General features: G+C 45.6%; 13 protein-coding genes. 6 read left to right on the forward strand and 7 right to left on the reverse strand.

Translation table 11 applies throughout. The features are described 5' to 3' along the window. The first annotated feature begins 44 nt into the window (after positions 1 to 44). From ACXABW_RS15625 to ACXABW_RS15640, 4 genes are all read left to right on the forward strand, one after another. Positions 45 to 3,572, forward strand: coding sequence for a hypothetical protein (locus tag ACXABW_RS15625; protein WP_457526026.1), 3,528 nt, complete (start codon positions 45 to 47; stop codon positions 3,570 to 3,572). Positions 3,573 to 3,581: 9 nt separating this feature from the next. Further along, positions 3,582 to 4,496 (forward strand): OmpA family protein, encoded by a 915-nt coding sequence (locus ACXABW_RS15630; protein WP_457526027.1) that lies wholly within the window; start codon positions 3,582 to 3,584, stop codon positions 4,494 to 4,496. A 53-nt stretch (positions 4,497 to 4,549) separates the two neighbouring features. Further along, entirely contained in the window at positions 4,550 to 5,395 is an 846-nt protein-coding gene (locus tag ACXABW_RS15635) for a mechanosensitive ion channel family protein (RefSeq protein ID WP_457526029.1), read from the forward strand. A gap of 250 nt (positions 5,396 to 5,645) precedes the next feature. Next, positions 5,646 to 7,001, forward strand: coding sequence for an EAL domain-containing protein (locus ACXABW_RS15640; protein ID WP_457526031.1), 1,356 nt, complete (start codon positions 5,646 to 5,648; stop codon positions 6,999 to 7,001). 66 nt (positions 7,002 to 7,067) lie between these two features. Here the strand turns inward: ACXABW_RS15640 and arsB are convergent, their stop codons facing one another. The 4 genes from arsB to ACXABW_RS15660 all read right to left on the reverse strand — a co-directional run bounded on the left by arsB (position 7,068) and on the right by ACXABW_RS15660 (position 10,371). Next, positions 7,068 to 8,177 (reverse strand): ACR3 family arsenite efflux transporter, encoded by a 1,110-nt coding sequence (gene arsB / locus ACXABW_RS15645; RefSeq protein ID WP_457526033.1) that lies wholly within the window; start codon positions 8,175 to 8,177, stop codon positions 7,068 to 7,070. Positions 8,178 to 8,279: 102 nt separating this feature from the next. After that, the gene (locus ACXABW_RS15650; RefSeq protein ID WP_457526035.1) at positions 8,280 to 8,621 is read right to left on the reverse strand and encodes an ArsR/SmtB family transcription factor; all 342 of its coding nucleotides are present in this window, start codon (positions 8,619 to 8,621) and stop codon (positions 8,280 to 8,282) included. Between the two features lie 116 nt (positions 8,622 to 8,737). Further along, positions 8,738 to 9,370, reverse strand: a complete 633-nt coding sequence (locus ACXABW_RS15655) for a triacylglycerol lipase (protein WP_457526037.1) — start codon at positions 9,368 to 9,370, stop codon at positions 8,738 to 8,740. Between the two features lie 230 nt (positions 9,371 to 9,600). Continuing rightward, entirely contained in the window at positions 9,601 to 10,371 is a 771-nt protein-coding gene (locus ACXABW_RS15660) for a hypothetical protein (protein WP_252033717.1), read from the reverse strand. Between the two features lie 527 nt (positions 10,372 to 10,898). On the opposite strand from ACXABW_RS15660, the gene ACXABW_RS15665 reads away from it, so the two are divergent. Both ACXABW_RS15665 and ACXABW_RS15670 read left to right on the forward strand, forming a co-directional pair. Continuing rightward, a complete protein-coding gene (locus ACXABW_RS15665; RefSeq protein WP_457526040.1) occupies positions 10,899 to 12,407 on the forward strand; it encodes a DUF3360 domain-containing protein in 1,509 nt (502 codons plus the stop codon). Between the two features lie 251 nt (positions 12,408 to 12,658). Continuing rightward, entirely contained in the window at positions 12,659 to 13,519 is an 861-nt protein-coding gene (locus ACXABW_RS15670; RefSeq protein WP_457526042.1) for a hypothetical protein, read from the forward strand. 190 nt (positions 13,520 to 13,709) lie between these two features. On the opposite strand, the gene ACXABW_RS15675 is transcribed toward ACXABW_RS15670, so the two are convergent. From ACXABW_RS15675 to ACXABW_RS15685, 3 genes are all read right to left on the reverse strand, one after another. Beyond that, a complete protein-coding gene (locus tag ACXABW_RS15675) occupies positions 13,710 to 16,562 on the reverse strand; it encodes an FAD-binding and (Fe-S)-binding domain-containing protein (RefSeq protein ID WP_457526044.1) in 2,853 nt (950 codons plus the stop codon). A gap of 386 nt (positions 16,563 to 16,948) precedes the next feature. Then, complete coding sequence (lldD, locus tag ACXABW_RS15680; RefSeq protein WP_457526046.1) at positions 16,949 to 18,085, reverse strand: FMN-dependent L-lactate dehydrogenase LldD; 1,137 nt, start codon at positions 18,083 to 18,085, stop codon at positions 16,949 to 16,951. Positions 18,086 to 18,286: 201 nt separating this feature from the next. Beyond that, positions 18,287 to 19,978 carry an L-lactate permease gene (locus ACXABW_RS15685; RefSeq protein WP_457526048.1) on the reverse strand — a complete coding sequence of 564 codons (1,692 nt, stop codon included), beginning with the start codon at positions 19,976 to 19,978 and terminating at the stop codon, positions 18,287 to 18,289. Between the last annotated feature and the right edge of the window lie 3 nt (positions 19,979 to 19,981).

Raw genomic sequence — 19,981 nt, forward strand, 5'->3', positions numbered from 1 at the left:
AAGAGTAGATGGATGTCGCTCAATACGGTTTTCTGGATAACGATATGAAGATATTTAAAAAGACTCAACTTGCAGTGTGTGTATTAACCGCAATACCTTTGATGGTTGCGGCAAAAGACACGAGCCAATTAGAAAAACTCGATTCCGATTCGACGGGAATTGAAGTCAGCCCTCACAAACAAGAAGACAGCTCCCGAATTTACTTGGAAGAGGGGGCGATATGGGCGAGTCGAGACATCATGCGTTTCGACCCTGTTCTTGATGTCAGTGTGGGTGATGAACTGGAGGTTGCAGACGGCAAGCTCAAAGATGAGGTGAGCTTTACCATTACCACTAACTACAGCTACTACATCACCAAGTATCAAGTAGAGGTGTTTCGTGGTGAGGACCGAAGCTTATCTCAACCTCTTGCGGTGATTGAAGGTGGAGAGCTTGCCAATGACTTCGATATTAGCTGGGATGGTAGCAGTGACGTCGATTACACATTTGCTCCGGGTAAGCAGCTACTGTTTCGACTCAAAGTTTGGGATAAAGACGGCAACTTTGATGTGACCACCGTTGGTGTCATGGATATGGTTAAGCCCGACTCAGAAGTTGAACTGGATCGAAACGAAAACGAAGAAGATAAAGGGCGACGTTTCGGTAGCGCCGAACTGATGCGTCATAACATTCCGACGTCTTCTGGACTCGCCAAATTTATCGGTACCGGGTTAAAAGGTGTCGATAAAGTCATCATCGGTGAAGATGAATTTGATATCGAAGATGGCGAACTGTACGCCGAGCAGTTTCTTCCAACCGATGCTTATGTATTCCCAACCAAAGTGGTGTTCGATAATGGTGATGAACGTCGCTATCAGTTATATGTTCGCATTCCAGATACATATTATGCACAAGCTGGTTTAGCGGACTTCTACATTGGCAACAACCGTGTGACAGGCAATACCGGCGCGTTAGGGGTTAACGAGCAATATCAGGACGATATCTACAATCAAGGGCGTATAGCGTATTTCGGGCAAGGTAAGTTTGGTGACAAATTAAGGCTTACCACTCATTTTGACTCCAAAGACGGAGAGATCAGCGATATTTTCAAGCACCCATTTGCTTCTGATTCGTCGAGCGTGTTCGATATTTTAGAAGACGATGACGAGCTTTATTATGGTGACTACGGAGACAGCGCGAATATTCGTCAGGAAGTAAACACCAAGGGTAAGGTTTACTTTGATTTAGAATATGACAAATCGCAAGTGATGTGGGGCAACTACAATACTGGTCTCACGGGCACGGACAACAACGACTACAACCGTAGTATGTATGGCTTTAAAGGGGACTACCGAACCCGTTCCACCACCAAGTTTGGTGAAGATAGGCTGAATATCGTTGGTTTTACTTCTGAAGCCGATTCGCTTTACTCCCATGAAGAATTCCTAGGGACAGGCGGCTCTTTATACTTCTTACGTCATGGTGAAGTAGTCCCAGGGAGCGACAAGGTTTACATCAAAGTCGTTAATAAAAACAGCGGGATATCAGAAAGCGAAGTCCCGCTTGTGTCTGGTCGTGACTATGAAATCGACCCTTATCAAGGGCGGATTATCCTAACTCGCCCTCTGAACAATATTATTTCAGATAACTTCAGTAGTGTGTTGGACGACTTCCCAAGTGACGGGTACGACAACTATCTTGCAGTGGATTATGAATACGTACCGCAAGGGAGTGATGCTTTGGATTCACTCGCTTACGGTGGCCGTGTCAAAGGTTGGGTGAACGATTATGTCGGCCTAGGTGCTTCTTACACCACGGAAGAAAAAGATAACCAAGACTACGAAGCTTACGGCACTGATGTGACGTTGAGAGCGACCGAAGGGACTTACATCAAGGCCGAATTTGCTCACAGTAAAGGTCGCCAAACGGATTCTAACTTTATTTCCTACGATGGTGGTTTAACTTTTACCCCAGTGGGGGAGTCCTTAGAAGAACGTGAAGGTGATTCGGTACAGGTAAAAGCCGTTGCGAACTTATACGATCTAGCTCCAAACATCTTTGGTGCAGTGGGTAATGATGTGAAAGCTTGGTACAAATCCAAAGATGCGGGCTACAGCTACGCCAGCCAGAGTGATGACTTAGAACAAGAATCTTATGGCACGGAATTAAGGTTTCAAGCAACCGATAGAATCAGCATCGCGACTCGTTATACCTCGATGCTGGAAACAGAAATCGACGGCGACGTTAGAACCGACAGTGAACAAATTGAAGTCGAAGGCCAGTTAAAAGTGACTGAGCACATTAAGCTGTCGGCTGCGGGTAAACAAGTTGAGGAGCTCAACAACGATGGCCTGAAAGGTAAAGGTTCTCTTGCTGGTGTTCGGGCTGATTATATCTGGGATTCAGATACCAGCGTCTACATTAAAGGTCAAACAACGGTCGACAAAACCGCGGAATACGATGATAACGACAGCGTCAGTGTTGGTGCTGAAGCAAGAATCCTCGATGACTTAAAACTTGGCGCCGAATACACCTCAGGCGATCGCGGTACGGCAACGGAAGCAACTGCAACTTACGACGTTACCAGTGACTATTCCACATATGTGACGTATGTGGATGATAACTACGAAGGGCAAAACAATGTAATTGTCGGTCAACGAGCAGACCTAACATCGAGCGTGGATTTCTACCAAGAAAATCAGTTCGTTGACGAAAACAATGGTAAAGGCCAAATCGATTCTTATGGCTTCGGCTATGACATGAATGATGATGTCGACTTCGGTATCGGTTATCAGCAGGGCGAAATAGAGAAACCGATTGGCGAGGGGAGAAAAGAAATCACGGAACGCAGAGCCGTTTCTTTCAATGCCTCAATTGATCTCGATGATATTAGTTTTAAGCACAAGTTCGAGTACCGTGTTGATAAGGGGAACGACAACGTCGACGCAGAAAAGAAACGTATCGATCAAATCGTTACGACAAACCGTTACACGCACCATCTCACCGAAGAATACACGCTGTTTGGTAAGTACAACTATTCGAAATCGGTGAGTAAAGAAACAGATGAAACACTGGTACGTTTTATCGAAGCAACGGGTGGATTAGCTTATCGTCCGATTTACAACGATAGGCTCAACTTACTGACGCGATATACTTATTTGGTCGATTTTGACCAGTTAGACCGCGACATTGATTATACCGATGAAGAAAGCCACATCATCGAACTCGAGGGAATCTACTCCTTAGATGCCCACTGGGACTTAGGGGCAAAATACGCTCATAAAGACAAGCGTGAAGCTTTTGAGCGGGCTTCAGGCACGTTTGAAATCGTGGAAAGCAATATCAACTTATATGGTGTGAATGCTTCGTATCACATTATGAAAAACTGGGATGTGACCGGCGAATATCATTGGAAAACCGATACGCTCAATGAAGAGTTAGAACATGGTGCATTGCTCTCTTTCAACAAGCACCTCTCTGATAACTTTAAGGTGGGTGTGGGCTATAACTTCTCTGGCTTTGACAGCAATTTAGCCAATGACGATGACTACGATGCAACTGGCTTCTTCTTGAACTTGGTTGGTAAAATTTAAGGAAAGACGATGAAATCTGCATTAGTTCTAACCGCAATAATGTCCGTTTTACTGGTGAGTGTTTCTGGTTGCTCGACAGATACTTACGTAAGCAAAGAAAACATAGATAAGTTTGGTGATCCCAATGTGGAGAAGTTTCTCATTCGGGAATGTATTGTTCCCGAACGGGATATTCGAATCGCAGTGGCAGAACATTTTGATTTCGACAAATCAGAGCTCAAACAGCAAGACCACGCGGCTATCGACCAGCTTATTGATAGTATTAAGAAGCTACATGGCCAAATTGCGATAGTCGGCCACACTGATTATCAAGGCGCTTCTGATTATAACCAGAAGCTTTCTCTGCGTCGGGCACAAGCCGTTCAAGCTTATATGCAGTCGAGATTGGATGCGTCTCGCTATGACTGGGAATTAAAGCACTATGGCGAATCGAAGCCGATTGCCGAAGGCACCACACTTGCCGCAAACGCTGAAAACCGCCGAGCCTACATTGTGTTTGAGCAAACTCAGACAGAAGAAGAGAACGCATTTTGTGCACCGCCCGAGCCAAAACGAAAGGTGTTTGTTGCTATGACGCCTCACTTTGGCTTTGATAAGTCGCAAGTGACGGATCTAGATAAAACGTCGTTAGATGAGTTTGCCGATAATTTGGTTGGCTTAAATGGCCGGATTTTAATTGCTGGTCATACCGATTACCAAGGTTCAATAAGTTACAATGAAAACCTTGCAAAGCAGAGAGCGCAATCTGTGTTGCAATATTTACAAACCAAACTAGACCCAGCTCAGTTTGTGTGGGAAGTTAAATCATTCGGTGAATTGAATCCCATCACTCAAGAGCAAACCTTGGATGCAAACGCACTCAATAGGCGGGCGGTGGTGATATTCAAAGAAGGAGAGTTACCAGAACTCCCTTCTCCACAGTAACAAGTTGGAAACTAAGGGGCTTAATGCCCCTTTTTGTATAAAGGGAGTAGAGCATGGAGAAAGTGTATTTAGCTGTTGATTTTCTTCTCACTCACAAATTGATTTTTACCTTGCTGATCATCATGTTGATCTCTTTGGTTAAGCGGATTGTGCTGTCTAAAATTCGTGGAGAAGAGGCCTTCTTATCAGAAGACCAGCGTAAATGGATGTCACGAACTAAGAACGGAACCTTTACGATTATTGTCGTATTGCTGTTTATGTTGTGGCAATCCGAGATCAACGAGTTTGCGCTTTCTGTTACGGCGATTGCGGTTGCGATAGTCGTGGCATCGAAAGAAATCATCCTATGTTTTACAGGCTCTATTCAGCGCGCGAGTTCACGCTCATTCCGCATTGGTGATTGGATTGAAGTCGGTAAGCTGAGTGGTGAAGTAATTGAACACAACCTAATGGCAACGGTGATCCAAGAAATCGACTTGTCACATGGTCAGTATCACTACACTGGTAAAACCGCGACACTGCCGAATAGTATGTTTTTCACGTATCCGGTGAAGAATCTCAACTTCATGAAACGTTATGTCTACCATAACTTCTCTATTGTCGTGAAAGACTTCGTTAACCTGTACCCACTGCTTCCTGAGCTCACAGAAAAAATTGAGCATCATTGTGAAGACTTTATTGAAGTCGCAAGGCGTTACAACAGTGTGATTGAAAAGCATGCAGGGGTCGATTTGCCGGGTTCTGAGCCGCATATTGAAATAGGCAGTGCACCAACCGGAGAGCAAATCGTCCATTACATGATTTTCTGTCCGACTGAAAAAGCCTCACATTTGGAACAAGAGATCCGAAAAGATTTCATGGAAAAATACCACGAGGTATTTCCCGAACAAATTCAATAGATTAAAGGGGCATTCGCTCCTTTTTTTGTGTCGGAATAGTCTTGTTTTTCACTATCGATATTCATCTTAACGACAAATTTAATTTGATAGACGCAAAGTGAATTCGCGGCTAATGTGCGCCCAATTGCTTAGCTTGATTAAATGCCACTCAATAAGGCTTAAATTACATGTGGTGCAAGTGAAGCAACTTACGGTGGATAGGGAGAGCAAACACCAAAGAGCACGGATGCGACACGTCATCGGGCATTAAATGAAAACAATGAACCCTCCAACTAGCTATAAATCTCGTTTAGTTTTTACAGGTAACGCGTACCTAAGTGGCATCATTAACGCAACTGTTATGCTGTTACCTATCTTTGTTTTGTCTCTAGGGAGCATTCTCATCAGTTTGCTTCTACAACTTGTTGGTACGCCCAAAAGCGCAGAAACTTTACTGTCTGTTAGCGTACTGATATGGCAATTGTTCCCAGTGTTACTGGTGATCTATTTCTCGCTTTATCTTGCATCGGTCGACCGTAGCGCTCGCGTGATTATTATTCTGGCTTCATTTGTGATTTCAGAGCTGATGGGGTGGGTAACTTTGTCGGTACTGAGCGGCGAAGTGTACATGCAATATTCGTATATCGACTTTGCATTCGAGATCGCCATTATTCTATTGGTAACGCCTTTGTATTATCCGTTATGTCGTTTGGTCAATCGCACATCTAACCGATTGAAGATAACGTCTAAGCCGGTGTTTGAAGAGTGCATGTCACTGCCAGTACTAGGCACTTCGTTGGATAAAAAAGGCTTCTTTCCTGCGCTAAACGGCAGTTTTGCAGCAAAAAAAGAGATCAGCGACCTGATGCGTGAAGGGGACTTTGAGCTTTACTACCAGCCTCAATTCGACACGAGCCATGGCTGTGTAAATGGCATGGAAGTGCTACTGAGGCACCGTTCTAAAACGGGCGTCATCTCTTCACCGTATTTCTTGCGCAGCTTTGCCAAACTCGGGCTGATGAGCGATCTGGATCTATGGGTAATCGAAACCGCCCTTATTGAGGTTTCTATCTTCTCGGACAACCCGAACTTTAGGGTGTCGATAAATATTTCGCCGGAAACTTTTTTGGTATCGGAGTTTACTGAGCGAGTGGTGGATTTGATCAAGCGAAGTGAACTAAACTTTAATCAGGTCGAGTTTGAAATTACTGAAGACTTACTGATCCAAGATGAACAAATAACATGGGAAGTGTTAAAAGAACTGAGAACACTTGGCATTTCTATCGCGTTGGATGACTTTGGAGCAGGCTACTCTTCAATTGGTTACCTGACTAAATTCGAATTCGATAAGGTGAAAATTGATCGCTTATTGGTGCAGAATTTAAAGAATCGCAACGGAAGAGAGATGTTCCGGCTGACGAGTAAGCTTGTTCGACTCACAGGTGCGCAAGTGGTGGTTGAGGGCGTGGAATGTGAAGAAGAAGTGGATTTCATGGCGCAGCAAGGCATTCATTGTTTGCAAGGTTTCTATTTCTTCAAGCCGATGCCACTGGCGGAAATTATTGAAACGGTGACATTCTGCCAGCACTCAACGAAAGATGAAAACTACGAGTTTTACTCCCTATAACATTTATCTCTTATCGCCTTTGTCTTCTAAAACAATGAGCCTCCGTATAGGAGGCTCTTCACTCAACTAGTTTGTTGCTGGAACAAAATACTTCTGTTTCATTTTGAGCGACACGTTGACTAAGGCGATGAGTACAGGTACTTCGATTAGAGGGCCAATTACCCCGGCAAAGGCTTGGTCTGAATTGATACCAAATACAGCAATCGAAACCGCAATCGCTAGCTCGAAGTTATTGCCTGTCGCGGTGTAGGCGATGGAGGCATTTTTGTCGTAAGGAATCCCCATTTTCTTACCAACGAAGAAGCTAACGAGGAACATCAACACGAAGTAAATAGCCAGTGGAATCGCTACGCGAACCACATCCATTGGCAACTCTAAGATCATTTCACCTTTCAAGCTGAACATCAAAACGATGGTGGCGAGTAGGGCGATCAAAGTGATTGGTGACACGCGCGGGATAAAGACTTCGTTGTACCACTGCTCACCTTTCTTAGCGACGAGGATCTTGCGGCTCAGGAAGCCCGCTAAGAATGGAATGCCTAAATAGATGAATACACTCTCTGCAATATCGGCGATTGAAATATCAACTGCGAAGCCTTGGTAACCAAACAGTGGGGGCAATACTGTGATGAACAACCAAGCCATGAAGCTGTAGGTGACAATCTGAAATGCACTATTGAGTGCAACCAACGCAGCGCCGTACTCTTTATTACCGCCACCGATGTCATTCCACACCAGAACCATCGCAATACAACGTGCTAATCCAATTAAGATAATGCCCGCCATGTAACCTGGGTGATCGCCAAGAAATGTCAGTGCTAAAACAAACATTAGGATAGGGCCTACAATCCAGTTCATCACAAGTGATAGCGCGATAGCTTGCTTGTCTTGAGTGACCTTACCCAAAAGGCTGTAGTCTACTTTAGCCAATGGCGGGTACATCATTAGGATCAAGCCAATGGCCAGCGGGATGTTAGTGCTGCCCACAGACACGGCTTCATTCAACTCGGTAATTTCTGGATAAGCCGCACCAATCCCAACACCGATTGCCATCGCGACAAAGATCCATAGGGTCAAGTATCGATCAAGAAAGCTCATTTTGTCTGAGGTGCTGGTGGACACATCTTGTTGTGAAGACGGTTTGCTATTTGAAGACGGATGGTTATTAGTCGCCATAATATTTGCGCTCTTCGTTTATCGTCGAAAGACGATTGGTTTAAGTTTAAAAAAGCTGGATACCCATTATTCATCCAGCTAGAAAATTTGTTTAAAACGGAGTTAGTCGAGAATCGATACAAACAAACTTTGAAATTGTTCTATCTTGTCGCGAGCAACTCGATAACAGACTTTTGGCGGATTAGGCTCTGCAATAATAAAGCCCGCTTGTTTCAAAATTCTTAAATGTTCAGAAACAGTCGACTGGGCTAACCCTAGTTCAGAAACTAAATCACTGTTCAAGCAGCCACCTAAGTTGTCCAAAGTGATCAGTATTTTAAGAATTCTGACTCGAGCCGGATGCGATAGCGCCTTGGCTAATTGCGCGAATTCTTGTTCATTCGCTATGTCTTGCTCACTGGACGTAAATGCCTGCTGATTGGCGATACTACATTGAGATGTCATGCTGTACTCATAGTTAATCGTCGAATTGCGATTAACTATACTCCTGACTTTATTGAGTTGCAAGTGTGAAGAGAGCGAAACTGCCTAAGAGATCTTACGCAGGTGAGAGGCGCTCATCAGACGGTGGTGGTTTGGCGGTGCTTAAACCGCCCAAAGCGAATAAAATGATCAATCTGATTTGGCACGTAGTTAGTGTAAATCATGGCGGTGTGGCTACCACGAATTTCAATGTGATCGGTCATGCCTTCGATTTTCGTTTCTTCCACAGTGACGGTACCGTCTGACATATGGCCGTTACCCATCAATAGTGGGCGTAAACCGACAGGTGTGGTGCCGGCAATGCTACCGAGTTTTTGAGGAAACAGCCAAACGTCGTCATGTTCATCTAGCCCATAGTGAGGGGAGTTACCCAGTAGGGCACCAAAGCCCATATCTTGAATTTTCATTGCAATAGAAGCTCCTCTAAGCGGTGAGCCTATCGCGACAACGTGGGAAATGCGGTTTGAATTGTTTGGTCTTGCAGCGAGGTAGTGTTTGATCATCAAGCCACCGAGGCTGTGTCCCACAAGGATGTTTGGCGTATTAGGGGCAAGTGCGTGGTCGATTTGATTGAAAACCGTTTCTTCGTTGATAGAGAGTGTGTTGTAGCTGATCACAGCGCTGTCATAACCGAGCTTTTGCAGCTTTTGGCTAAGGGGCTGCATGACCATGCCATGCATATACAGACCATGCAAAATTATTACTTTCATTCACACCTCTAACGACCAGAATTACTCAATCTATAATGACATAAACGCTAGGCGGGGAAAGTTAATTGATCACAAATAGTGGTTAACTTTCAGCAAATTATCGAGTCGAAATGTAAGCAAATCTTGATGGATATTTTGTCACGCTTTGGGTGAACAAGCATGGAATTGCTTTCGTCTTGAGACAAAAAAAGCCAGCGTGTAGCTGGCTTTCGATATCAGAGTTGCGAAGGTTAACCTGCGCGGTTGAAGCGGAAAGTCTGTAGCTTTTTCTCTGCGCCATCGATGTACGCGTAAGTGTCGATGATCCAAACATTGCTGCCCGCAAAGCCTAGTTCTACACGAATATCCGCGCTTGGGATATCTTGGTAAATCACATCATTGATGTTGGTTGGGTAGAACTGGTAACGATTAGCTTGCGGCTGAAATTCACCTGCAAAGTTAACTTTTACGTCTTTCGCGTTGTTAACCAAATCTAACTGGTAGCCTTGGTCTTGTGAGTAAGAGAACTGCGCCGAAATGTTTACGCCTTGGTCATTAGACAGGTCGACATTCGCTTGGCTAGTTGTTGCCAGTTTACCTTCACCTGAAATAGGGTGCGCGTCTTTCAAGTCACCAGAGTGGCTGCGAATAGATACATTCCATTCACCCACAAAGTTGTTTAGTTCGTCCCAAGTTTGTTTTTGGTTCGTAGCGGCGTTTTGGTTGTTGTTACCAATGTTCGCGATTGCTTCGTCGCGGCTGGAGCCACGCATGTTTTCGCGATTGTTCTGAATATCGGCACCAGCGCCAGCAACACCGCCAGCAACACCACCAGCAACAGCGCCTTTCATTGCTAGCTCTGCATCGCCAGTTAATGCCCCAAGTGTTAGGCCCAGTAGTGCGCCACCAGCAGCTCCTTGCTTAGTTAGGGCATTCGGATCGTCTTCACCTGGAGTTACACACCCTGCCAATAGCGGTAGAGACAGAGCAGCAACGAGAGAAGATTTAGTAAAAAGTTTCATAGTGAACTCCGAAATGGTTAGTAGTAAGCAAAGAAGCCTTGCTAATTCAACGGAGCTATTATTGAACGACGTTTTTTTGAGTTCCACTTATCTCGGTTATAACTGTTGGTTATCACCAAGGAAAACTGTAACAAATCGGTTCGCTTGGTAACAAAAACATGTTGCTGACAAGCGGCATTGAGCACTTGGATGAGTTTTAAATTTGCTCTAACAAAAGTGCAATAATTGAGCAGGTAAAAATAGCTAGCGAAAGAGCGCAACTCTCACAGCGTAGGTTCCTAAATCAGTTCCATTGAATTCCACAACAAAGCTTATATTGGTAGCTGCACTCTACGACTAATGTCTAACTGTCTGAGGCTATTAGTGTTTTTTCGTTTGATATAAGGTACTAGCAACTGAATTTCAACGTTTGATAAAAACAGTCTTCGAGTTCGTTGTAGAAGAAAACATACCGACAACGACTCGCTTAGTGAGTAGGTAACGTTGGTTGGAAAACGCACCTTAGAGTGTGAATGAAAGGAATCAATATGAGCAGTACTTTAGACTCCGCACAAATACAAACAGATAAGCCTCAAGCCTTTGAGGATGAACTCACCTACGAGCAACAGCATAAACCAAGCTCAGAATTTGACTCACGGGAACAGTACCTTGAGCACGAATTACAAATCATGGCGCCTAAACGTTGGCGTCCTAATTTGCCGTTCAAAGATTATCGATTTGAGGTAGAAGACACCATCCCAGCGATGGCGGCGACTATTGGTAAGGTTGTTATGGTGGGGGCCATTGCAGCCACTTTTGCCGGCGCTCTCGGATTAGGCGAAGGCTTCATCTTAGAAAACGTCCGTTATGAGCTACTCATCGCCTCTGTTTTCATTATTCTTTTCTCTGGCTTTTTACTGCCAACCGCTAACCTCGCAGGTACACACGGCCCGCTTATCCCATTAATTCCTATCGTGGTTGCCGCAGGCGGCCATCCTATGGCCTTTGGTTTGCAGATTGGTGCTTTTGGATTGCTTTTAGCCATCAGTAAAGGGGGCAGTATGTTGGCCAACCTCACCAGTAAAGGCGTGTGTGGCGGTTTGTTGCTTTACCTTGGTTTTGTTGGAACTGTTTCTCAAGTTAAAAAGCTATTCGCTTGGGCCGAGGGAATCGGGATGAGCCATATAGCGTTCGTTGTGATCTTCTGCACCATTATTTTGTATGCCTTATTGGAACATTTTCGTAAGCGTTGGCTAGCCGTGCCTCTTAGTTGCTTGCTGGGTGGTACGTTAGCTTTCGCTATGGGAGCTCCTTTCTCTTTCCAAACCGAGCCTGGTTTACCCAATATGAACCCTATGTATTGGTGGGGCGAAAATACAGGCTGGATGCTAGGCCTACCAACAGTTGAACACTTCATGGTGGTATTGCCATTTGCTATTTTAGCCGTAGCGATGTGGTCGCCAGATTTCTTAGGGCATCAAGTATTTCAGAAAATCAGCTATCCAGAGCGCACTGAAAAAGTGCACATGAACATAGACGACACCATGACTACAGCTTCTATTCGTCAAACGTTCGGTTCTCTGCTTGGTGGTACTAACTTCACGTCTTCGTGGGGGACTTACATCGTGCCAGCCGCAATTGCTAAACGTCCGATTCCTGCTGGCGCTTTGCTAACGGCACTGTTCTGCATCGTTGCTGCAGTTTGGGGCTACCCAATGGATTTAGCTATTTGGCAACCTGTACTTTGTGTTGCACTCATTGTTGGTGTGTTTGTGCCATTACTAGAAGCTGGAATGGAAATGACGCGTGAAGGGAAAACCACCCAATCGGCTGCGATTGTTGTATTTTCTTCCGCGCTAGTTAACCCAGCATTTGGTTGGTCGCTCACCATGCTGTTAGATAACTTGGGCTTAGTTGGCTGTAAAGAACGTAGCGGTGAACTGAGTAAAATGAGCCGTTGGGTGCTGCCGGGGATAATGTTTATTGTGCTAACAGGCGTAATGGCCTTGGTTGGCTTACTACCCGGGATACCAGCGATTATCCCAAGCTTTCGTTAATCTTTAAATAAGGGCCACTGACTGTTTGGCCCTTTTTCTTATCTTTCTTATTAAGTGCCACTACGTTAGAAGAGGGTATGATGTGATTTAGTGGTTTGAAGATTTTTCTAAACAACTTTTGCCCCAAAACGTGTTTAAATCGATAGTCATCTCGCTTTAGCACCCTTAGTTTGACGCAATTTATCTAACCCATATAAAGTACCAACATAGTTTGGATATCACCTCCATAACTCATTGGATTGTAATTTTATATGGATAATAAGGCGAAGAGAAAAGCTCTCGACTTAAAGCAAAGTAGGCTAGAAAAAATGTTTCTTCTGATGTTTTATATCGGATTAACTCTAGTCCTCTGCTTACTATCAATCGTGCTTGTTGATGCCTTTTCTAAACCAGTTGACCTTAGTGTTTCTGGAGTGAACTACTTTTTCGGGGAGGTGTTGAAAGTTCCTCTTCTAACATTGGCTGCATTAGTACCAATTTTGGGACTGATTAAAGCTGCAAGTAAGATGATTCAGTCTGAGAGGCAGTTGATCGAGACTCAAATCCAAAACACAGCTAGTAATTATTATCTTCATAAACAACAGTTCGCAGAGCTATGCGACAGAGTAACTAAGAGTGAGTTTCTTGATATAGAAGTTGATTCTGATGCGTTGTATCGTTGGTTGTTTCCCAAAAACTCCCCTTACAACATGGTTTTTGATCGCGAAATGGAAAACGTAAGTCCTCTAGGCGGCTTAGTTTCTTTCCTCAAAGGTCAAGAAATGGCTTACGGTAGTTTTGAAAATTGGGTAAAACACATTGAAGACTCTAGGGACAAGCAACATGTAATTCATCTTCATAAAAGCTTCAGAGATACATGCCTAGCGTTTGGTATTAATGCCAAAGGTGATAGCGATCATTCCGTGTCCATTCAAATTGACCACAACAGTTGGCATGTGTTCCCAATTATTGCTGACGGCACTGGAATGTCTATTATGGCTCTGAGAAAGGTTCTTGATAAAATGTGTGCTTTCGCAAACGCAAGATTAGACTATCCAGCTAGTAATGATTTCTTTTGGCTCGACGCGAAACTATCTGAGCTTGATTTTTTTGAAGTAAAAGCAAGAGAGTAAGGCTGTTGTGGATGAGCAACTTTGGTCAATCGATAAAAGTGTTTGCAATACCTAAGATTATCCGTCAAATGCTAATTTAGGAAAGGCGCTGACACGTTTTTGTCCAACTTCGAGTTAGCCTCTAGAGCCGCTTGATGTGTCCACCAAGCGGCTTTGTCGTATCGTAACTTTCTAGCAATTTGGCTCTTCGTTAAATAGGAGAGGAAACCTCATCGACCAAGTAGAGGATGGATTGATATGGAATACCACTGTGGTGAGATAAGCCAATTTCACAGGTGCGGCTGTTACTGAATCCGCGTTTGCACTCTGCTGGCACTTGCTCTTTGAGTGGGTGTACGGCTGCTTCATTGAGCTCTGGGGTAGTGAACCCTTTATCTCCCGCCCAGCCACAACAAGAGATGTGCTCAGGAACAATCACATCTGAAGCACAAGCTTTCGCTAGCGCGAGCATGTCGCCCTCTAACCCCATTCGGCGCGAACTACAGGTAACGTGCAGCATGATGGTTTCTTGTGCAGGCGTGATGGCAAGGCTATCCATTAAGTATTTTGATACAAATCCAGTGGGCTCCAGCACTTCAAGAGGTTTGGTGAATTGCTCAATACTGCGTTTGGCACAAGGGCTGGTGTCCATAAGGATTGGGTATTCTCCCTCGTAGCTTGCTTTCCACAGCGCTGCCTCTAGCTGCATCGCCTTATCGTGCGCGATGTCATTCATCCCTTTGCTGTCGTAAGGCATACCACAGCATTGGTCGTTGATCTTTTCAGGGATAATCACTTCAAACCCAGCTTTCTTAATCAAAGATAGCGTGACCTCGGTTAGGCTACGCTGATCGGGCGCATCGGATTGCTGACCCATGGTGCGTGAAGCACAAGAAGGGACGTAAACCACTTTCTTGTCTGAGCGCACTAACAGCTCCATCGCTTTTTCAACACTATGTGTGTTCGCTTTTGGCATTTCAGGAAGCCACGCTGGCGTTTTGTTGTTGCTGAGTTTACGAATCCCATTCGTGATGCCGGATACGCCCGATTCTCCAATCACTTTGGTTGCAATGCGGTTGGCCTTCAGCGAAGCGCGGGTAAGCGTTGTTGTGGTAGAAAAGTGATCAGCGGTCCACTTGGCTATTGGCGTAAACTTCTGGTATTTCGCGATTCTTAGCTGTTTGACGAGATCGCCTGTATTGATCCCTACAGGGCATCGTTCAGCGCATAGTCCTGTTGCCGCGCACGTATCGATGCCTTGGTATTCAAAGACCTTTTCAAGTTCACTTGCCGATGTATCTTCGCCCGCAACGCGTCTGCGTTGTAACTCTCGATACAACACAATTCTCTGCCTTGGTGACAGGGTAAGCGTGCGCGATGGGCAAACGGGTTCGCAGAAACCACATTCGATACATCGATCTACAATAGAATCTGCAGCCGGCATTGGCTTGAGGTTTTCAATGTGTGAATGAGGGTTGTCATTGATGATAACGCCCGGATTCAAAAGCCCTTGTGGATCAAAGAGCGCTTTGATCTTTTGCATCAATTGATAGCCATCTTGGCCCCATTCAAGCTCGACATACGGCGCCATGTTACGCCCTGTGCCATGCTCAGCTTTCAATGAACCTTGATATTTCACTGCAACCAAGTCGGCCACGTCATCCATAAAGTTGCCATAACGATTGATCTCTTGTTGTGAGTCAAACCCCTGAGTGAAGACAAAGTGCAGGTTGCCTTCCAGAGCATGGCCGAAAATGATGGCTTCGCTATAGTGGTATTTGTCGAACAAGGCTTGCAGGTCACGGACGCCATTGGCGAGGTTTTCGACCGGAAACGCCACGTCTTCAATGATGACTGTTGTACCGACTTCGCGAACGGCGCCAACAGCAGGGAACATACCTTTACGGATGCCCCACAGGGTCGCGACTGTTTTGGGGTCGAGTGTAAACGGTACTGATTCTATGATGGTGTAGTCAGAAAGAGACTCCATGATAGACAAACATTGAGCATTGATTTCGGTTTGCTCGCTGGCATGGGTTTCGACCAACAGGGCTGCGGCTTCTAAATCGAGTTGTTGAATAAACTCGGGCATGCCTGGCTTATCGGCGACGGAACGAAGCGCGCGGCCATCCATAAGCTCAACAGCAGCGACAGGGGTGCTCGATAGCGTGGTTACTGCACGGCTGGCTTCTTCAATATCGGCAAACACCAGCAGAGAAGAGGCTTTAAAATTATGCTCGATGACGGTGTTATAGGTGACTTCGGCGATGAAGCCCAATGTGCCTTCAGAACCAATCATTAAGTGCTCTAGTACTGCGATTGGGTCATCAAAATCTACTAACGCGTTGAGTGCATAACCTGTCGTGTTCTTGAGTCGGTACTTATGTCGAATACGTTCGCTCAGTGCTGTATTTGCTTTGGTTTCATTCACTAGTTCTGTGAGCCCATCGATGATATCTGGGCGAGTAGAATGAAAAGCTGCAATGCTGTCTTTGCTTGAAGTGTCGAGAAACGTCCCATCGCTGAACACTAACTTCATGCTGTCGACGGTTCGATAGGAGTTTTGCGCGGTGCCACAGCACATACCACTGGCATTGTTCGCCGCAATACCACCGATTTTACAGGTATTAATAGAAGCGGGATCTGGGCCGATTTTACGTTTAAATGGTGCTAAGTATTTATTGGCGTCAGCGCCAATTACGCCAGGCTGTAGGACAATTTTCTCACCATCATCAAGAATTTTGTGGCCACGCCAATCGTCGGTGAGAGTAATGAGAACCGAATCAGAGACGGCTTGGCCAGATAAACTTGTCCCCGCTGCACGAAACGTAAAGTGCACGTTCATTTCTCGGCAGCACTGAATGGCATAAATCACTTCGTTGAGACTTTTTAAACGCAACACAATACGAGGAACCAAGCGGTAAAAGCTCGCATCGGTGCCATAAGCTAACCGTTTCGCCTGTTGCGTGATGATTCTGCTTGGCTCGATTTCGACCGCAAAGAGTGACTCGAGCTGTTGATAGGTTTGGTCTGTATTTGGAGTGTCTGAGTTGAGTGTCGACATTGAGGCTTCCTACCTGTTTTTCACTGTGTACTAGGGTCTGTTGATCTTTCGAGATGTTTTTTGCAGCACTTTGTGGGAAATTTCTACAAGGCAGAGGCTTTGATGTGTAGCTAGCCTACATGAGAAGCCGATAACGCAGTAGAAATGAACCACAAAGACTGCCCGAAGGGTTCGGTTAAAATCGTTTTATGCTTTGTTGAAGACTATTTGCTTAGAATGACTAGGCGACACAGTCTTCGCCTCGCCTAAAACGATTTTATCTCGAACAAAACTTAACCACGAAAGATCAACAGACCCTAGTGACTGGTTTGTATATTTTATTTGGTCCAGTACTGAACAAGGTGTCACAGCTAAAGTTAAATTGTTGTGACACCTTTATAAAATACTTAAAAATTGGCGAGTGAGTTTCTATCTAAGTCTTTGATACTTTTAGCACCTGTCAGCGTCATGGCGACTCGCATTTCTTTCTCATACAGGTCGAGAAGGTTTTCAACGCCAGATTGGCCTTGCGCTGCTAAGGCGTAGACAAATGAACGCCCGAGTAACGTACAGTCGGCGCCAAGAGCCAGCATTCTGACCACATCTAAACCAGTTCGAATACCTGAATCGACAAATATTTTGAGATCACCGGTTACTGCATCTGCAATAGTGGGTAGGGCCTTTGCCGTAGAAAGAACCCCGTCCAACTGGCGGCCACCATGATTTGAGACCACGATGCCATCTGCACCAAAGGTGACTGCATCTTTGGCATCTTGCTCATCTAAAATGCCTTTGATTACCATAGGGCCATCCCAAAAATCCCGAATCCACTCTAAGTCCTTCCAACAAATTGAAGGGTCAAAGTTCGCTCCGAGCCATCCGATGTAATCTTCTAATTTGGTCGGCTCTCCTCGGTAGGTTGAGATGTTGCCCAAATCGTGTGGTTTACCCAATAAACCCACATCAAAGGCCCAACTTGGGTGGCGCATCGCCTGAAAAACGCGTCTCGCTGCGGCATTTGGCCCACTCATGCCAGAATGCATGTCTCGGTAGCGTGCACCAGGCACAGGCATGTCAACGGTAAATACAAGTGTCGTTACGCCAGCCGCTTTGGCACGCTCAAGTACATTCTTCATAAAACCACGGTCTTTAAGGACGTAGAGCTGAAACCACATTGGGCGGTCAATCGCGGGAGCAACTTCTTCTATTGGGCAAACGGAAACGGTCGACATAGTAAATGGCAGCCCTTTATTCGCTGCGGCTTTAGCGGCTTGTACTTCACCTCTTCGTGCATACATACCCGTTAAACCGACAGGGGCTAAGGCGATTGGCATAGAGAAATGTTCACCAAAAATCTCTGTTTCTAGGCTGAGATCTTCCATGTTGTTGAGCACTCGCTGTTTTAGGGCAATGTCTGCCAGATCTTCAGTGTTCTTTCTCAGCGTATGCTCTCCATATGAACCGCCATCGATGTAGTGAAACAAAAACGGTGGAAGCTTGGCCTTAGCAGCCGCTCGATAATCCGTCGAAGCAGAGATGATCATAATTCAGTCCTAATTGTGTTAGTGGCCTTTCTACGAAGGCTTGTTAAAAATAGGTGCGAATATCTCGGTTAGCTAATGCCGGGTATCTACTGATGTTGAACATCTATTAATGTTCAAGAGTAAGTACAGAGCACGATTTGACCACTATGTAGTGCCGATATTGGTCATATCTTCAAGAAGTTCGCACCTAAAGGGGAAAGCTTATTTCATTAACGCGTCGGTGATCTGAAGGCCATAGATGGCGATTAAGCCGATTGCTCCCGTGACGAGTAGGTAATACATCGTAGGGATGATGGTTTTACGCAATGTGGCACCTTCTCGGCCGAGTAGGCCTACCGTTGCTGACGCCGCGACAACGTTGTGAATCGCAATCATGTTACCGGCCGCTGCGCCTACCGCTTGCAGAGCAACAACAACAGCACTGGAAATAGTCAGTGTTTGTGCAACTTCAAACTGGAACTGGCTAAACATCATGTTCGATACCGTGTTTGAACCCGCGATAAACGCACCCAATGCACCCACAGTTGCACTTAGGGCAGGGAAAGCATCACCGACAAGGCCTGCCGCGAAGTTGGCGGTAGTCACAGGCATGCTGGCCAGATCGGCTCCGTTCACGCCAGAGTTAATGAAGATGCGAACCATTGGAATCGTAAAGATAAGTACAAAACCAGCGCCGATTAGGGTTTTGCTCGACTCGCCGAACGCTTTTGCTAGCGGCGCGACACTGCGTGCTTGCAGGGCTACTGCAACAAGGGCCACGAACACTAAGATACCACCCGGTAAGTAGAGAGGCTGAATAGCAGCGCTAACTCCCACTTCACCTAGGATATTGCTAAATGACACGCTGACGCTTGTGAGCATCGCTTTAAAGTCAGCGCTTACGCGACTCGCAACTAATACCACGGCAAGCAATACGTATGGGAACCATGCTAAGACTAGGTTCATTGGTTTACCGCTAGAATCTTTTAGATCGATTTTTAGTGAACCCAGCCATTCAGCAGGCCATTTTTTCTCGTCTTCAAAATCCCATGTACTTTTCGGTACTAAGAAACCACGTTTAGCCGCAGACACAACGATAGATAGGCCAACTAAACCACCAATTAGAGATGGAAACTCAGCGCCTAGGAAAACACCCGTTAACGCATATGGAATGGTGAACGCAAGGCCAGCAAAGATAGCAAAAGGAAGAATGTCTAGGCCTTCTGTCCAGCTCTTATTTCTGCCAAAGAAACGGGTGAGCATCATTGCCATTAAGACTGGCATTAAAGTCCCCACGCTGGCATGAATTAACGCAACACTTGAAGTGATTTGCTGTAAGTAGGCTTCCCAGGTTGAGCCGTTCGCTAACAGGGCTTCACCAATATTGTGGGTATCGAGGCCTTTGTTCACACCCACAATGATAGGCGTTCCGACTGCACCAAAAGATACCGGTGTTGATTGGATCATCATACCCATAAGAACAGCAGCTAGAGCAGGGAAGCCGATAGCAACCAATAGTGGTGCAGCAATGGCAGCTGGTGTACCGAAACCGGATGCACCTTCAATGAATGAACCAAAACACCAAGCGATGCTGATGGCTTGCACGCGTCGATCCGGGGAGATATTGGTGAATCCATTGCGGATAGTGGAAATAGCACCGGTATGTTTTAGCGTGTTAAGCAGGAAGATAGCGCCAAACACGATCCATAGTACCGAGACGGTAATGCCTAGGCCTTGGAATACGGAAGCCAAAACTCGTGTGGTACTCATGTCCCATGCAAACAGTGCAATCACTACAGTGAGACCGAATGCGACAGGCATCGCGCGTTTCGCCGGCCAATTAAGGCCCACGAGTAGAATGGCAGCCACCACTATCGGTGAGAAGGCCACGAGGGCAAGTAATGTTTCACTCATTGG

The organism is Vibrio paucivorans (assembly GCF_054053395.1).

Bases quoted from the DNA above. Each gene is read 5' to 3' on its own strand.
- ACXABW_RS15625 (WP_457526026.1), top strand. From the start codon at position 45: ATGAAGATATTTAAAAAGACTCAACTTGCAGTGTGTGTATTAACCGCA.
- ACXABW_RS15630 (WP_457526027.1), top strand. From the start codon at position 3,582: ATGAAATCTGCATTAGTTCTAACCGCAATAATGTCCGTTTTACTGGTG.
- ACXABW_RS15635 (WP_457526029.1), top strand. From the start codon at position 4,550: ATGGAGAAAGTGTATTTAGCTGTTGATTTTCTTCTCACTCACAAATTG.
- ACXABW_RS15640 (WP_457526031.1), top strand. From the start codon at position 5,646: ATGAAAACAATGAACCCTCCAACTAGCTATAAATCTCGTTTAGTTTTT.
- arsB (WP_457526033.1), bottom strand. From the start codon at position 8,177: ATGGCGACTAATAACCATCCGTCTTCAAATAGCAAACCGTCTTCACAA.
- ACXABW_RS15650 (WP_457526035.1), bottom strand. From the start codon at position 8,621: ATGACATCTCAATGTAGTATCGCCAATCAGCAGGCATTTACGTCCAGT.
- ACXABW_RS15655 (WP_457526037.1), bottom strand. From the start codon at position 9,370: ATGAAAGTAATAATTTTGCATGGTCTGTATATGCATGGCATGGTCATG.
- ACXABW_RS15660 (WP_252033717.1), bottom strand. From the start codon at position 10,371: ATGAAACTTTTTACTAAATCTTCTCTCGTTGCTGCTCTGTCTCTACCG.
- ACXABW_RS15665 (WP_457526040.1), top strand. From the start codon at position 10,899: ATGAGCAGTACTTTAGACTCCGCACAAATACAAACAGATAAGCCTCAA.
- ACXABW_RS15670 (WP_457526042.1), top strand. From the start codon at position 12,659: ATGGATAATAAGGCGAAGAGAAAAGCTCTCGACTTAAAGCAAAGTAGG.
- ACXABW_RS15675 (WP_457526044.1), bottom strand. From the start codon at position 16,562: ATGTCGACACTCAACTCAGACACTCCAAATACAGACCAAACCTATCAA.
- lldD (WP_457526046.1), bottom strand. From the start codon at position 18,085: ATGATCATCTCTGCTTCGACGGATTATCGAGCGGCTGCTAAGGCCAAG.
- ACXABW_RS15685 (WP_457526048.1), bottom strand. From the start codon at position 19,978: ATGAGTGAAACATTACTTGCCCTCGTGGCCTTCTCACCGATAGTGGTG.